The sequence below is a fragment of the Mucilaginibacter sp. McL0603 genome (assembly GCF_049992945.1).
Lineage (GTDB): Bacteria > Bacteroidota > Bacteroidia > Sphingobacteriales > Sphingobacteriaceae > Mucilaginibacter.
In genome coordinates, this window is record NZ_CP188251.1 from 4,821,374 (window position 1) to 4,837,657 (window position 16,284).

Here is a 16,284-nt window from a genome sequence, read left to right on the forward strand (position 1 = left end):
TTAGGGTCTTATTTTAAGACCTCATGCTTCAAAATTATTTCAAAATAGCCTGGCGCAGCTTATGGAAGAATAAAGGCTTCTCAATTATAAATATATTCTGCCTTGCCTTAGGAATTACCTTTTCATTACTAATTGGGATATATGTTTTGAATGAGGAGAGCGTAAACTCAGGCATAAAAAATATTAATGAGCAGTATGTAATAAAAAGCAATTGGAAACAGGAAAATTCAGGCTCGCCGATCACAACTCTCGGCCCTTTGGCAAAAACGATTAAAGACGAATATCCAAACCTGGTTGAAAATTATTACCGTTTTGACCCCGTAGTAAATATTGTATCAGTAGGAGAAAAGCATTTTCGTACCCAAATAGCAATAGGCGATACCACTTTAGTTTCCATGTATGGATTTCCATTGTTATACGGTAATCCTAATCAGGCTTTTCGTAATAACCAATCAGCAATAGTAACTGAAGATTTTGCCATGAAGTTTTTTGGCAAAGCAGATGCGATTGATAAGGAAATTACCATACAAACACCTGCTGATGGTAACAAACATAATTTCATAATCACTGCTGTATTAAAAAAATTGCCTTTTAATACGGTATCCAATTTTACAAATACACCTTACCAGGTGTATCTGCCAATGGATAACAATCAATATTTTCAGGGTGGAGATAAGGGTGATAATTGGTCAAATGTTTATATGGTTAGTATGTTACAGCTAAAAAAAGGAGTTACTGCCAATAATCTTGAAAAGCCCTTTGCACATATCCTTGAGAAATATCAGCCCGCTTTTGTAAAAGGGAATTTAAAAGTTGAGCTGGCAGCTATGAACAATTATCATTTAAAAGATAATAATAGCGCCGTGCAAAAAATGCTCACGACACTATCGTTGGTCGCTGCCTTTATTTTACTGTTAGCCATCATAAATTTTATCAATATCAGTATCGGCACATCCGTATACAGGTTAAAAGAGATCGGTTTACGAAAAGTATTTGGCGGCGCAAAAATTCAGCTTATTGTTCAGTATATTACAGAAGCATTGATCCTAACCTGCACCGCGGGTATTGTGTCAATAGGTTTGTATGAGTTATTATTACCTGTCTTTACCCAGCTTTTAAATACAACCCTCGATCATTTTTGGCAATTTGGATTTATCAAAGTATCGTTTATTGTTGCCCTGGTACTTGTTGTTGGATTGGTTTCGGGTATTTATCCAGCATTTGTATTAAGTTCGGCAAATGTCATTACTGCAATAAAAGGAAAGCTAGACACCAGCAAAGGAGGATTAACGCTTAGAAAAATATTGCTCGTAATTCAGTTTACTTTGGCCATTATAGTTTTTATTAGCGCCATTATTGTTTCCAAACAGGTATCCTATTTTTTTAATAAAGACCTTGGCTATAATAAGGAGCAGGTAATGATCGTATCGTCACTGCCTCGTCAGTGGGATTCAATAGGCGTGGTAAAAATGGAAAATGTTAAAACCAGGTTGTTGCAAGTGCCCGGTGTAAAAAGTGCATCACTTTCATATGATATTCCGGACGGCAATAGTGGTGGCAGTGTAACGGTGTACCCACAAAATAGCAATAATTTGGTAAACATGGCAACTATTGGCGTAGATGCAGATTTTGCACAAGTATTTGGGCTTCATGTTAAAGAGGGCTTTTTTTTACAATATAATGGCGGGGACTATTCGCAAGGGAGGATAGTACTGAATGAAGCTGCCGTTAAAGCTTTGGGATGGACCACCGCCATAGGGAAGACATTTAGATTAGGTGGCTTGAACGGGCCTTTAGAAACAGTTACAGGGGTTGTAGAAGATTTTCATCTTGAATCTTTACAAAATAAAGTGCAGCCGCTTATCATAGCCAATGTAAACGAGCCCTTTACCAGAAACTATCGCTACTTCTCCATTAAATTAAATACATCCGATATTAATAGTACAATAAATGCTTTGCAACAAGAATTTAAAACACAATTTCCCGATGCAGGATTTGAGTACACTTTTATGGATGATAAATTTCAGGCACTATACACATCCGAATTTCAATTAAAAAAGGCAACTGATATTGCTACGGCCTTAAATTTACTCATAGTTCTCACAGGCATTTTTGGCGTAGTGGCTTTTACATTAACAAAACGTACAAAAGAAATTGCGGTACGCAAGGTATTGGGTGCAGATGTGAAAAGTATTATTTTCATCTTTTTGAAAGAATATGGCGTATTGATATTCATTTCAAATATCATTGCCTGGCCAATTGCATACATCATCACTGCAAAATGGCTTGAAAATTATGCCTACAGAATTCACCAAAATTTTATACCATATCTTTTTGTATGCTTCTTTATTCTTGTAGCTGCATTCATTTTAATAACTGCTCAATGCTTTAAAGCTGCATTGGTAAACCCGGTAAAGAGTTTGAAGACTGAGTGATTTGGGGATTAGTGATCGGTGATTAGTGACCAGATATTACTTAAAAGTAAAGCCCTTAAGAGTTTTGTTCTTAAGGGCTTTACTTTTAAGTGCTTAATAACTTTACTCTACAATTAAAGTCGCGATAGAGTGGGGCGCACTGCTTAATTTAGCGGCTTTGCCTTTTATCCATAGTGAATAGTCGATCTTCTCGTCGTTTTTATTCATTACAACTACGGCAATTTTACCGTCAGGATTCATATAGGCTGTTGTAAGCAGCTTGTCTCTGCTGGCTACACTTGCAATGCGTTTGGCGCCAGGTTTAATAAATTTCGAGAACTGACCTATGTAATAATAAGAACTGGTATAAATCAATGTACCGTTTTTAATATCTGCATGGATTGGGGCAAAACAATAGTTGCCGACATGGTTAGGGCCGCCTTTTTCATCAAGTAGCACATTCCAGTCGGTCCAGCCTACTGTACCGGCATTAAAATCGTTGATCATTGATGTTCCATATCTTTCACCCAATGCCCAATCGTTTAACTTATCTGCATCAAATTTTTCAACACAACCTTCTGTAAAGATCAGGTTTTTATCGGGGAATGCCTGGTGTGTTATCCTTTCAGCTTCAAAGTTCGGGCCCGCGCCTGTCCAGGTTTCGTACCAATGGAAACCTATACCCCATACATATTTAGCGGCAGCGGGATCTTCCAATACAGTACTTGCACGCTGATAAAGAAGATCGCGGTTATGATCCCAGATGATCAGCTTTTTGTTTGCCATACTTGCTTTGTATAAAGTTGGGCCTAAAAAGTTTTTAATAAAGTCCCGCTCCTCTTCGGCGGTATAAAGGCATGATTCCCAAGTTTGTGTTGCCATAGGTTCGTTCTGTACGCTTAAGCCCCATATTGGTATGCCTGTCTTTTCGTAAGCTTTTATAAATTTTATATAAAAATTTGCCCAGGTTTGGTCGTATTTAGGCAAAAGCTTACCCCCATGCAAAACATTACCATTGGTTTTCATCCAAGCCGGCGGGCTCCATGGTGCAACAAAAAGGGTTAATTTACCACCGGCTGCAGCCGTTACCTCTTTAATAAAAGGGATACGGTATTTTTTATCATGACTGATATCAAAAGTTTTAAGCGATACATCATTGTCCTGCACGTAGCTGTAGCTTTCGCTCGAAAAATCGCTGCTTTGGATGCTAGTACGGCCTAATGTATAGCCTATACCCTTCTGCTTATCATAGTAAGCTGTCAGGAATTCTTTTTGCTTATCTTTCGGCAGCTTGTAAAAAGTTTCGGCCGAAGCATCGGTTAATGCACCACCAATGCCCAGCATGGTTTGAAAGGACCTTGACGGATCGACAAAAACAGCCACTTCTGTTTCGCCCGGTTGGGGCTTAGCCTCAAAATGAAGTGTTTCTGTTGGTGTTAACCTGTTATCCGTTCCCTTTTCGGTGACGAATACTTTTACCGATTTATTTGTAAGAGAAAACTGCTGTGCAGATTTTTGGGCATTTGCTGTGCCTGCGATCAATAAGCCTGCTGCCATAAAACAGGCTGATGTAAATTGTGCTTTGATCATAATGGTTTATTGATGGGATTTATTTAACGGCCAAATCTATTAAAGTTGCCCATATAAACCAATAAACTTATGTCTAATTATCGTAATCCTTTTTCCTCCAGATATTTAACCAAAGCAGCCGGGTGGTCTGTTTGCAGACCTGTAAAGCCTTTAGCGATAGCCTGATCCCATATTGCTGCACTTTCATCTTTACTCTGTGCATCGGGCCATGCGGGTAAATTCATACCCTTAGCTTCTGCAACCATTTCCTTGGTATATTCTTTCCAGTCTCCATCTAACAGATCAGGTTTCGCCTGGTTAATGAACGTTTTCATCCCTTCAACATCTTTAGCACTATTTGGCATGCTTAACATCAAAGGCATATCAGGGGCAGCACTCCTCCAATCTATTAGTTGTTGTATCCCGTTTATATAGATCAGAACCTGTTTTTCCATACCATATTTTTTCAGCACAGCATAAGTAGCAGCCGCCGAGGCCTGTTTAAAATCAATGTAGATGTATATTTTGTCCTTACAAAGATTGATGATCTGCTCAAAAGTTGGCACTCGATAAATAGTCTTATCCAAACTGTCACGACTCTTTACCTGCAGCTGTTCAATCTCATTAAGAGTCATGTCTTTTATCGCGCCTTTTCCGCCTGTCATTCGGTTTATAGTCGCGTCGTGCATACTTACCAGGGCGCTATCCTTTGTAGTACGCAGATCGATCTCCACATAATCAGCCTTATTTTTAATGGCTTCTGCATAGGCAGCAAGGGTATTTTCAGGATAGATGACGTGATCTCCCCTGTGGGCAATCACTATGAAACGGTGCCGTGGCTTCGGTGCGGGATTTGGTTGTGCATTAGCATTAACCCAGGCAAAGCCTGCAATTAACAGAACTAAAAATGTTTTCATCATGCTATTTACCTAATCCTGGTTTATCTTTTGCCATAATGGTTTCAATCGCATCGGCCACTTCATGATCGGCATTATTTTTAAAATCGTAACCTAATAATTTGGCCATACTTTGTGCCAATTGTTTGTGATAAGTAGTGGTTTGGGTTTTTATAATGCCATCACTTGGTGTATCAGGACCAATAACTGCAACCCAGGTTTGTTCAGAATTTTTAATCCCGGCTCCATGGCTTCTCCATGCATCTAAAGGTACGTCTCCACGGCCGTGGTCACAAGTCACTATCAGCGTAGTTTTATCTTTATACACCGGATCGGTTTGTACGTATTGCCATAGTTCCTGCAGATAAGCATCTTCCTGGTGCGCTTGTGTCAGGTACATTTTATAATTGCCCGCGTGAGCCATATCATCTGTTTCATCAAAAGCCAGATACAATACACGTGGCTTGTATTCTTTTAAGTATTCCTTACCAAATTCATAGGTCATAAAATCTATCCGGGTATCGCCTAAATAATGTGGCGCTTTATGCTGCATCTCATTCAAATATTTTAAGCGGTCATCAGCCTTAACATCCTCGAAATTGGTATACCCGGCATTAACTTTTAAACCCGAACGCTGAACATTAAATATAGCAGGAAATGCCTCCCATGATGCAAAAATGGCTACTTTATTTTCTAAGCCCCGTTGTTTATTCAGGTATTCAAATACACTTGTGTTAGGATCAGGCACCGGATTGTTACTGTTCACCCTTACATCAGGAAAACCTGTGAATATTTCGTTATAGCCCGGATAGGAGAAATGATATTGATTTGCCACTTCATCACAATTACCCAAATCCCTGTCGCCATATAATTGGCCTTCATTTGCCAAAGTTGACCAAAAGAACGGCATCAGTAATTTGCGCCGTTCCACCGGTGTTTCGGCCCAGAATTTTTTCTTTATGTCTGCTTTGGTATCAGTATATTTTGAGTTGATCAAAGCAGAATCAGCACCGCGGTAAAGCTCTTGCCAACGAAAACCATCCAGTGTAACTATTATTATATTTTGTGTTCTGTGGCTTTGCGCAAATAGTGGTAATACAACAATTAAGGTTAGGAACAATAACCCGGGTTTTTTCATTGTTTTAATTATTTAGGGAGGTGACTCAATTGATAACTTAATAAAAACCTTGTCTATACCACAAAAATAAAGGCGGGATATTAAGCCCACCTTTATTGAAATTTAATTTAAAAGTTGTTGGTAATTTACCAATTGTTAATAATTATTACCCATGGTTATTTTAGTATCCACATTACCCCGTTGATGTCGTCATTACCTCCATACTGGCTTTGTAATGCGGCATTATAGTTAGTAGTATTAGCTGTACGTTCGCTGGAAGGATATTGGAAACGCAAAGCAATACGCTGCCCATTGTCAGTACCAGGACCTGTAGTAAAGGTTGGTACACCGGTTCTGCGATAAGTGAAATAAGATTCTAAACCAGCATGACGGAATAGTGCCAGGTATTTTTGCTGCAATATTTGTGTCAAACCTGTAGCACCAGCGGCATATTTAATCAACGGCTGGGCATAATATGTGGCCCAGTCAAAATTGATAGGATACGTGTCATAATTTTTAGCTGCCTTAACATCTGATGAACCCGGACGATAGAAATAAGCAACAAAAGTGCTGGCAGGAGTGGTGGGTATGTTATAATAATCCAGGGAAGTCTGTATACCTGCTATATAATGTGCTTCAGCATTACCTGTAACCCAACCACGGTTTATACCCTCAGCAATATTAAATTCCTGTTCAGAAAAACCGATCTGAATGCTTGGCTCACCGATATAGGTTGAATAATAATGCTTTCTGTTGATGAAAGAATATAATTGAAGTCCTGCGTTGTTATACATCACGCCAAGGTCAAGTCCGGGATCTGCACCGATGAATGAGGCAAAATCTGTTGGGCTCTGATGCAAACTATCCACGGCGTAACGAGCAGGTTCTGCAGTTACATAAACTCTTGGGTCCTTGAAAGTAGTAAGCAACTTAATATAGGTTTGTGATGTATTTTGTCTTGAACCATTTTGCCCAAAGTTATCCGGAGTTTGAGGATAATAATTTGAAGGGGCAACAAAGGTGTACTGAAGGTTGTCTGCAGAGCTTTGCAATAAAGGATATGTAGTCGGATTTCCAACGATGGCTGCAAACTTTGTAGCGATATTCATATCGGGGTCAGATGTTACCTTCTTGCTTAATTGAAGAAGTAATCTGAGGTGATATGCATTTACAACTTTCTGCCATTTGGTTAAATCTCCACCAAAAAACTGATCGCTGCTTAATGTTGCGCCTAAACCTGTACCTCCAACACTTGGGTCAGCAATTAATTTAGCAAGGTCAGCGTTAGCGTCTTCCAGCCAGGCAAGACACTGTACCATTACCGCTTTTTGGGTATCGTACTTAGGTTCAAAATTTGCTGCACCTTGTAAGGCCTGGGTCATTGGAATATCACCTCTCTCCAGGCTCATTTTACTGAAAAAATAAGCCCTGAAAAATTTCCCCATAGCTTCGTACGGATTAACAGCGGCACCGCCAGATGAAGTAGCCTGACCCTCCATTAATATAACGTTTTTTAATGTAGTGTAGTAATCGGCTCCATTATCAAAATTATAGGTATTATTACCATAGTAATTGTAATTATAGATATAATACTGGCACCATATTTCGGCTTTATTAGATGCATTTTTATATACATAGGTGCCTTGGTCATTGCTTGCATAAGCTCCGTCTGGAAGATCAACCATATTGTTTAATACTCCGTTTAAAAGCAAGGATGCGGGAACAACACTTGGCACGTTGGGATTTTTAGTCAAATCCTCAAAACTTTTTTTACAACTGCTTACCGTCACCATAACTAATGCTGCCAGTAAATAAAATTTAAATATCTTTTTCATGATTCGTTTTCCAATTTAATTAGAATGAAAGTTTTAGGTTAATACCGTAACTGCGTACAGATGGTGACTGTAAACCTGTAAGCGTTGTACGCGTATTAGCATATTGGTCCAGGTCAACATCCTTAAACTTAGGGTCTTTGTAGAAATACAATAAGTTACGGCCATATAACGAAGCTGAAGCCTTAGTTATAAATGTGCGCTCCAACCATCTTTTTGGAAAGGTATAATCAATGGTCACTTCACGCAGCTTAGCATAAGTTTTACTCATCAGGTTGGCTTCGTCAACATTATAATACTCGCTTACATACTCCTGTACCAGGGCAGTTGTTTGATTTGGTGCATACTGTAATGCTCCGTAGTTTAAAACAGCACCTGTAGCAGAATTATAATTTGGAGCTACACCATTTGATATCTGCACGCCCTGGCCCACATAAGTGCCTTTATAATTTGGATTAGGTTTTTGATTATTGAGAGGATAATTCAACCAGTCCTGGTAACGCGCTGCGCCTAAAGCGCCTTCGGCAGTTAATGCGTTAGATCCGCCACGCATGGTTTTATTAAATACATAATCTTCTGTAACACCACCTACCGAGCCATCAAACTGGAAGCCTAAACCTATGTTCTTATAATGTACATGGTTATAGATACTCCAGGTAAAATCAGGGTCAAGGTGCCCCAAGTACTGCGGAACAGGGTTAACTAATGGTTCGCCACCACCTTTACCGCTTGCGTCAGGAGAGCTGTTTATAATTTGACCATCAGGGGTTCTTACAAATTTACTTCCGTAAAATTTATCTACGCGATCACCCTTTTTAAAGAAGGTATTATAAACTGTTTGAGGGACATTGTTAATGACCGGCAATTCTGTGTATACTTCTTTGTAAGTAGACCAGTTAACTAAAACATCCCAGCCAAAGCCACCCATGTTTTTGATAGGTGTGCCGCTTAAGCTGATTTCATACCCTGTTTTTTTGGTTTTTAGGGCATCCAGGTAATAGTCGGTATAACCGGTCGCAGTAGACAAAGGATTATCCAGGATCTGAGGTCCGTCAATGTATTGGAATGCGGTGAGGCTCAATCCTAAACGATTTTGAAGGAATTTTAAATCTAAACCTTCTTCGTAGTTAACACGGGTTGAAGTTTTAATATTATTCTGATACAAGCTATTTGGGCCATAGCCTGCTGGCTGACCATTATAAGGCTTAGCTGTAGAATAGGCCGAATTAAGCGAATAATTTGGACCATTATAAGGCGTATTATAAGTAGTTCCATAACCCAAAGGATTATCATATAATGATGGACCGGTGCCGCCTCCAAATGCTGTAATGGTGTTAAATGGAGCTGGCCCGATAGTTGGACTTGTAGCATCCGAGCGTACGTTTGAGTAAGAAGCACGTGCTTTTAAGAAGGTTATAAAATCGGGCAATTTAATGTAATCTGAAATTACAGTAGCACCTGATAAACTTGGGTAATAATAAGTAGTCACATTCTGGAACGCTGACGATTTATCAACACGACCTGTGCTTGATAATGTAGCATATTTACCGAAGCTAAAATCGACTGAATAGAATCCGCTTAAGGTTCTCAATTGTGAATAAAAGCTGGTAGCCTGTAACGGATTTAATGAGTTGCTAAATGAATAAACTCCGGGAACACTTAAATAATCTGTTGATACCCAACTTGAGTTATATTTAAAACTACGTAAGTTACCACCGACCAAACCCGAAATGTCCAGGAATTTATGGGCAACACCGTAGTCAAAATTTAACTTTAACTCTGTATTGTTCTCAAACAGGTCCCTGCGATCTTCACGATAATCGCCTTCATTACCCTCACGTCCATATGGGTGCGCCGAGTATGGCAGATCTTCTGTACGTAATAGGTTATAGGTATCAATCTGTGATTTCAAACCCACATTTAAATGATTATCTATTTTGTAATTACCTGACAGATATCCGTAGGTATCATTTTTATAATGCCCGCGTGTCCAAATCTGGGTAAGGAAATAAGGGTTATGGTAACGGGTATACTCCGCAAATTCAGATTGTACCCCTACTTTACCAGGCTGCCAAATGGCTTTAATATCCGGTGAGTTAACACTCCAATCGGCACCTGTCCATATAGCTAAGTTGTAGATAATACTATTTGGGCCATATTGAACATCAGGAAAATTGTCTGTGCTCTGCCTGTTAAAATTTACGCTTGCTTCAAATTTTAAACGAGAAGTCGGGTTGAATGAACCATAAAAGTTGGCATTGGCTATATCCAGATATTGTGATGGAATATAGCTCGTTTGATGTTGCTGCGAAAGTGAAAACCTTGTTGTATAGTTTTCACCGTTAGAGGTTATGGCAACATCGTTATTAGTTTGGAAACCTGTTTGTAAAAAGTTAGCCAGGTTATTAGCGCCACGGGCTGTCCATGGAGTTCCCTGGCGAACGCCGTTTACAACAGGACTATCGTATTGTGGAATTGACTGACCTGCAAAGTAAGGGCCCCAAACGTCATAATCACTATCCACACCACCTCGTGCACCACCTTTACCGTTTACGAATTCATAAAAAGTATTTTCACCAGGTCCATATGAATGCTGAACACGTGGGAATGCCAGAAAACCTTTATTCATCACCGTACTGCTATTAATATCTACAGTAAGCCCTTTCTTGGCGTTATTACCTTTCTTAGTGGTGATCAAAATAGCGCCGTTTGCTGCGCGGTTACCATATAACGCAGCCGCAGCAGGGCCCTTTAATACAGTGTACGTCTCGATGTCATCCGGACTCAAATCGAAAGTATCCGAGTTGATAGGCAGACCATCAATAACATACAGCGAAACAGTGTTACCACGTATAGTTACGTTAGGTATCCCCAATATCTCAGATGTTGCACTTACTGATAAACCTGCTACTTTGCCGATTAAACCATTAACCGGGTTAGGATCGCGGGCTGTAGTTAGCTGGTCACCATTAACTGTTTGAATTGCATAACCGATACGGCGTGTTTCTTTCTTAACACCTAAAGCGGTTACCACAACCTCATTAAGAGATTTGTTATCGGCAGCAAGGGAGATGTTATATTCAGTCTGATCACCTACAGTAACATCCTGGCTTTGATATCCAAGAAATTTAAATGTAAGCACCTGACCTTTTTCAACGGTAAATAAAAACCGACCATTGACATCTGTTACTGTACCTTTTGTTGTTCCCTTAAGCAAAACGCTTACTCCGGGCAGAGGTTGTTTAGTCTCGTCGGTTACGGTACCACCGATCTTGGTTTGCCCGAATAAAAGTACCGGGGCAAGACATAACAACGTTATCGCCATTATTGTCTTAAAGTGAATGTAGAGCTGTTTCATCTGCTTAAATTAATTGAGTGAGGAGGATAATTTTCATGCAGCAATACTAAACTTAGTTTATTATTTGTAAACTAAGTTTATATTAAGGAAAGCTTAACATTCCGTGCAATACACGTTAAGAAGGGCATTTTCTGTAACAGCAGCGTTACAGTCGACTTACAATTAATTAATATTCGAAGGGCTCGAAATCAATTATTGTTATATAAATGACTTACAGCCATTGACTTAAGATGTTCAATATTCTGTACTGGCAAATTAATCTCTTTTGCCGTATCATCCCAATAGCGCAGGCGTATAAATAATTCAGCATCTGGGTTTTGTTCAAAATCCGCAGCTTCCTGTTCGGTCATGCGCCCACCCTGGAATTCAAGCGTTGCTTTACTGGCTTCTGATAGACGATTGTAGTATTCGGGATGCTTATAGGTTAGATATCTTTTGGCAATCACGTGGCTTTCAACCAAAGTAGCAATTCTTTCAGAAAAACCACGTTCACGCAGATAGTCTGCACCTAATTTTTCATGATCAACATTTCCAAATCCGTCCATACTTTCTGCTTCATTACTTTCGGCGCATAAGTGGCCGATGTCATGGAAAAATGCGGCAAGTATAACTTCATCTTCAAAACCCTCTTCCTCGGCCAATACAGCAGCCTGCGACATATGCTCTAACTGCGATACCGGTTCGCCTATGTAATCCTCGTCACCATGTTTTTCATACAAAGCGAAAATCTCATCAACAATATCTTCGGGTTTTAAAGCGGGACGATTCATAGACTTAAAAAGGTTTATACAAATAAAGGCATCTGATATTATTAAATTATTAAATCTTCATGATTGATTCAGGAAACTAAATTAAATTATCTTTAATTTGGAAAATCCTAATACCAATATAAATATAACTACGTTTACCTAATCCTATGGAAGATGACATACTGATACAGATCAGTAACCGTATTAAAGAGCGCCGCCGCGAAAAAAATATTACTGTACAAGAACTTGCCAGCCTGGCCAATGTAAGTAAAGGACTAATATCGCAGATAGAAAATAGCCGGACTATACCCTCGCTGATCGTACTGATAGATATAATTAAAGCGCTAGAGATAGACCTTAACGAGTTTTTTAAAGATATCCGTACCAAAAGTAAACTTTCTCCTATCCTGATAAAACGTAAGGATGAGTATGAACATTTTGAAAAGGAACATGCCAACGGTTTCCATTACCAGCGAATACTGACCAGATTTATCGATCACTCAACAGTAGACATCGTTATTCTGAATCTTGAGCCTAATGCCACAAGGCCTTTGGTTGAAACTGATGCTTTTGAATATAAATACATTTTAGCAGGCGAAATCGAATATCAGTTTAAAGAAGAAAAGATCAGATTGAGCCAGGGCGATTCCATGCTTTTTGATGGGCGTATACCTCACACCCCTAAAAACCTGGGCAGCCAAACTGCCAGCATGCTGGTGGTCTATTTTTTCGAAGAGAAGAAGAGTTAGTAGTTAGTGATTTGTGAATAGTGATCAGTGATCAGTTGGAAAAATCTCGGGAGAGTGATTAGCGACTGGTGATCAGAGATTAGTTGGAGAATATCCGGGAGAGTGCTATTTTTATTGTAAAACTAAAAAATATGCCCTATTGCCAAAACTGATTAACTAATCTCTAATTAACTAGTCTCTGATTAACTGATCACTGATTAACTAATCTCTGGTCACATCTTAACCAAACCTTAACACAAATTTAGTTCGATATTAATAAACTAAGTTTAGTATTGCTCAACTTTCTAACAATCAATACATGTCCATAAAATTAGTAGTTTTTGATATAGCCGGCACCACGGTAAAGGATGATCATAACGTAAGTAAGGCTTTCCAGGCAGCATTAAAAAAATACGATTATGATGTCCCGCTTGAAATGATCAACCCGCTTATGGGCTACGAAAAAAACCAGGCGATCACCCAAATGCTACGTTTGCATGAGCAGGATAAATCAAAGATCTCAACTGAATTGGTAAATCATATTCATCATGAGTTTATCATACAAATGATCAATTTCTACCAATTTGAACCGGGTATTGAGCCACTTCCTAATGTAGAAGAAACATTTAAAGCGTTGCATCAGCTGGGAATTTTAGTAGGCATCAATACTGGTTTCTCAAAAGATATTGCCGAAACCGTTGTCAACCGTCTTCAATGGCGCGAAAAAGGACTGATTGATTATCTTGTAGGTTCTGATGAAGTAGAACTCGGCCGCCCTCATCCCTTTATGATCCAGAAAATGATGCATGAAGGCGGTATTACAGATCCCCTTGAAGTAGCTAAGGTAGGCGATACTGAAGTTGATGTACGTGAAGGCCAAAATGTTGGCTGTCGTTATGTGATCGGTGTTACCACTGGCATCTTTACCCGCGAAGAGCTGGAAGAATACCATCCTACTCATATCATCGATGATATAGCACAAGTATTGGACATTATCAGTGAATAACAAATGAAACTGATCGATCAGCTTAGAGTTAAAGTTGCAAAATGGCCCTATGGGTTGCTTTCATTAATGGCGGCAATTTCTTCGTTCGGAGCCTATACATGCATGTATGCTTTTCGTAAGGCATTTGCGGCAGGCACTTTTACCGGGCAACAATACTTTCACATCGATTATAAAGTTTGGCTGGTTATAGCGCAGATCATTGGCTATACTTTGAGTAAATTCTATGGTATAAAATTCATATCCGAACTAAAACCCGGCCAACGCGCCAAATACATCCTCTTGCTGATCGGTATAGCTTGGCTTGCTTTATTATGTTTTGCAATTGTTCCTGCACCTTATAATATTATTTTCTTATTCATTAATGGCTTCCCGCTTGGATTGATCTGGGGCCTGGTTTTTGGTTACCTGGAAGGACGCAAATCAACCGAGTTTATGGCGGCGGTATTATCCATCAGTCTGATATTTGCTTCAGGCTTTGTAAAAACTGTGGCACGTATACTGATGAGTTCATTCCACGTAAATGAATTCAATATGCCGTTTATAACCGGGGCGTTATTTGTTGTTCCGTTGTTGCTATTTGTTTTTTTATTAGAGCTGATGCCAGCCCCTACTGCTGAGGATATACGCCTGCGTACCAAACGCCTGCCGATGGATGCTGCCGAGCGTAAAAGTTTTTTACAACGATTTCTACCGGGGATCATTCTTACATTGATCATTTATGTGCTGCTAACCATTATGCGCGATGTACGGGATAGTTTTGAGGTAGAAATATGGAACAGCATGGGCATAAAAGACAATACCATTTATGCTAAAATAGATACCATCATCTCCATAGCGGTTTTGATAGCAATGAGTTTGCTTATCCTGGTCAAAAAGAATCTGAAAGCATTCAGTATTATACATGTCATGATCATTTCGGGATGTGTACTTATTGGTATCGCTACTGCTTTGTTCACTTTTCATCTCATCAGTCCAATGGTCTGGATGACGCTGGCCGGACTTGGGCTTTACCTTGGTTATGTGCCTTACAATGCTGTTTTCTTTGAGCGTTTGCTCGCTTCTTTTCACTATAAAGGTAATGTAGGTTTCCTGATTTATGTAGCTGATTCAATGGGTTACCTGGGTAGTGTAAGTGTGTTACTTATAAAAGAATTAGGACAACCTAGTGTGAGTTGGGGTACTTTCTTTAAAAATAGTGTTCTGGCAGTGGCAGTGATCGGCGGGATATGCGCTACTTTATCGTTATTATATTTTCTGCGTAGCGCACGAAAGAAAAATTTAGACCAACAAGAACAGCAACTGAATATTTTACCAGTATGAATCCATCATGAGCCACCGCTCATAAAATGAATAAAAACGGCTCATGATAGCTTCATCACCATTAAAAAATAATTTATTTTGATGAAAAACTCTTCGGCAATAGTTATAGGTGCTGGTATTGTAGGCCTGGCTACAGCACGTGCATTAGCCATAAGAGGCTATAAAGTGACAGTCTTTGAGCGTAATGAGCGTGCCGTTGGTGCATCGATCCGTAATTTTGGAATGATATGGCCCATCGGACAGCAAACGGGGCCATTGTTTGAAAGAGCTATGCTGTCGCGAAGTATTTATAAAGAAATATGTACCGAGGCCCGGATATGGCACAATGAGGTAGGCTCGTTACACCTGGCTTATCATGACGATGAATTGCAGGTAATAGCCGAATACGTGGAAGCAAACCAGGCATTTCGTGATTGCGCATTGCTCACTCCTACCCAGGCACTTGAAAAATCGGGAGCTATTAATCCCAACGGCTTGAAAGGTGCTTTGTGGAGCGGTGAAGAAATGATTGTGGAATCAAGAGTGGCTGTTGGAGAAATTGCTAAATATCTCGCAGAAAAATACGATGTTGAATTTCATTGGAACACAGCCATTAATAAGATAGAACATCCAAAAGTAATGTCAGGGGATCGCAGTTGGGAAGCTGACGAAATATTTGTTTGCAGCGGGGCTGATTTTGAAACACTTTATCCCGAATTGTTTTTGGAAATCAACATCACTAAATGCAAACTGCAAATGATGCGATTGGTAGCTCAACCTGATGGCTGGCGAATAGGTCCGTCATTATGTGGCGGCTTATCTATGATCCATTACCCGGGTTTCCAGGTGGCGCCGTCATTACCCCAATTAAGAAAACGATACGAGGAACAATATGCAGAATACCTGCAATGGGGCATCCACGTAATGGTTTCACAAAATGGAGGCGGTGAGTTGACCATAGGTGATTCGCACGAATATGGGCTGGTACATGATCCATTTGATAAAGCATTTATTAATAATTTAATAACCGACTACTTACATACGTTCGCCAATTTTAAGGACTGGAAGCTGATGCAATCATGGCATGGGATATATCCAAAAATGATGAATGGACAAACTGAACTGATCATTGAAACTGAGCCGGGAGTAACTGTTATCAATGGACTTGGAGGCAATGGTATGACGCTATCCTTTGGATTGAGTGAGCAGTTTTTTGCAGCAAGATAATTTAATATGCAGATGTGCGAATGTGCATATATGCGGATGATATTTGATTCATAATTTTATATAAAACTTGCAAATCTGCACATCTGCAT

The 16,284-nt window shown here is 39.6% G+C and carries 11 protein-coding genes; 5 read left to right on the forward strand and 6 right to left on the reverse strand.

Annotation, left to right across the window (positions count from 1 at the left end):
• Positions 1 to 23: 23 nt before the first annotated feature.
• The gene (locus ACPPVU_RS22095) at positions 24 to 2,435 is read left to right on the forward strand and encodes an ABC transporter permease (RefSeq protein WP_426668904.1); all 2,412 of its coding nucleotides are present in this window, start codon (positions 24 to 26) and stop codon (positions 2,433 to 2,435) included.
• Between the two features lie 102 nt (positions 2,436 to 2,537).
• Here ACPPVU_RS22095 and ACPPVU_RS22100 read toward each other — a convergent pair whose 3' ends face one another.
• From ACPPVU_RS22100 to ACPPVU_RS22125, 6 genes are all read right to left on the reverse strand, one after another.
• Positions 2,538 to 4,004: a glycoside hydrolase family 30 protein gene (locus tag ACPPVU_RS22100; protein WP_426668905.1), complete on the reverse strand. Its 1,467-nt coding sequence runs from the start codon at positions 4,002 to 4,004 to the stop codon at positions 2,538 to 2,540.
• A 77-nt stretch (positions 4,005 to 4,081) separates the two neighbouring features.
• Positions 4,082 to 4,903 (reverse strand): glycerophosphodiester phosphodiesterase family protein, encoded by an 822-nt coding sequence (locus ACPPVU_RS22105; RefSeq protein ID WP_426668906.1) that lies wholly within the window; start codon positions 4,901 to 4,903, stop codon positions 4,082 to 4,084.
• Between the two features lies 1 nt (position 4,904).
• Positions 4,905 to 6,017 carry an alkaline phosphatase family protein gene (locus ACPPVU_RS22110; protein ID WP_426668907.1) on the reverse strand — a complete coding sequence of 371 codons (1,113 nt, stop codon included), beginning with the start codon at positions 6,015 to 6,017 and terminating at the stop codon, positions 4,905 to 4,907.
• A gap of 155 nt (positions 6,018 to 6,172) precedes the next feature.
• A complete protein-coding gene (locus ACPPVU_RS22115; RefSeq protein ID WP_426668908.1) occupies positions 6,173 to 7,831 on the reverse strand; it encodes a SusD/RagB family nutrient-binding outer membrane lipoprotein in 1,659 nt (552 codons plus the stop codon).
• 19 nt (positions 7,832 to 7,850) lie between these two features.
• Positions 7,851 to 11,186, reverse strand: coding sequence for a SusC/RagA family TonB-linked outer membrane protein (locus ACPPVU_RS22120; RefSeq protein WP_426668909.1), 3,336 nt, complete (start codon positions 11,184 to 11,186; stop codon positions 7,851 to 7,853).
• Positions 11,187 to 11,374: 188 nt separating this feature from the next.
• Positions 11,375 to 11,956, reverse strand: a complete 582-nt coding sequence (locus ACPPVU_RS22125; RefSeq protein ID WP_426668910.1) for a phosphonate degradation HD-domain oxygenase — start codon at positions 11,954 to 11,956, stop codon at positions 11,375 to 11,377.
• Between the two features lie 146 nt (positions 11,957 to 12,102).
• Between ACPPVU_RS22125 and ACPPVU_RS22130 the strand changes: the two genes are divergently transcribed.
• The 4 genes from ACPPVU_RS22130 to ACPPVU_RS22145 all read left to right on the forward strand — a co-directional run bounded on the left by ACPPVU_RS22130 (position 12,103) and on the right by ACPPVU_RS22145 (position 16,195).
• Entirely contained in the window at positions 12,103 to 12,684 is a 582-nt protein-coding gene (locus ACPPVU_RS22130; protein WP_426668911.1) for a helix-turn-helix domain-containing protein, read from the forward strand.
• Between the two features lie 298 nt (positions 12,685 to 12,982).
• Positions 12,983 to 13,669, forward strand: a complete 687-nt coding sequence (locus ACPPVU_RS22135) for an HAD hydrolase-like protein (RefSeq protein ID WP_426668912.1) — start codon at positions 12,983 to 12,985, stop codon at positions 13,667 to 13,669.
• Positions 13,670 to 13,672: 3 nt separating this feature from the next.
• Positions 13,673 to 14,989 carry a DUF5690 family protein gene (locus ACPPVU_RS22140; RefSeq protein ID WP_426668913.1) on the forward strand — a complete coding sequence of 439 codons (1,317 nt, stop codon included), beginning with the start codon at positions 13,673 to 13,675 and terminating at the stop codon, positions 14,987 to 14,989.
• An 81-nt stretch (positions 14,990 to 15,070) separates the two neighbouring features.
• A complete protein-coding gene (locus tag ACPPVU_RS22145; protein WP_426668914.1) occupies positions 15,071 to 16,195 on the forward strand; it encodes a TIGR03364 family FAD-dependent oxidoreductase in 1,125 nt (374 codons plus the stop codon).
• Positions 16,196 to 16,284: the final 89 nt, after the last annotated feature.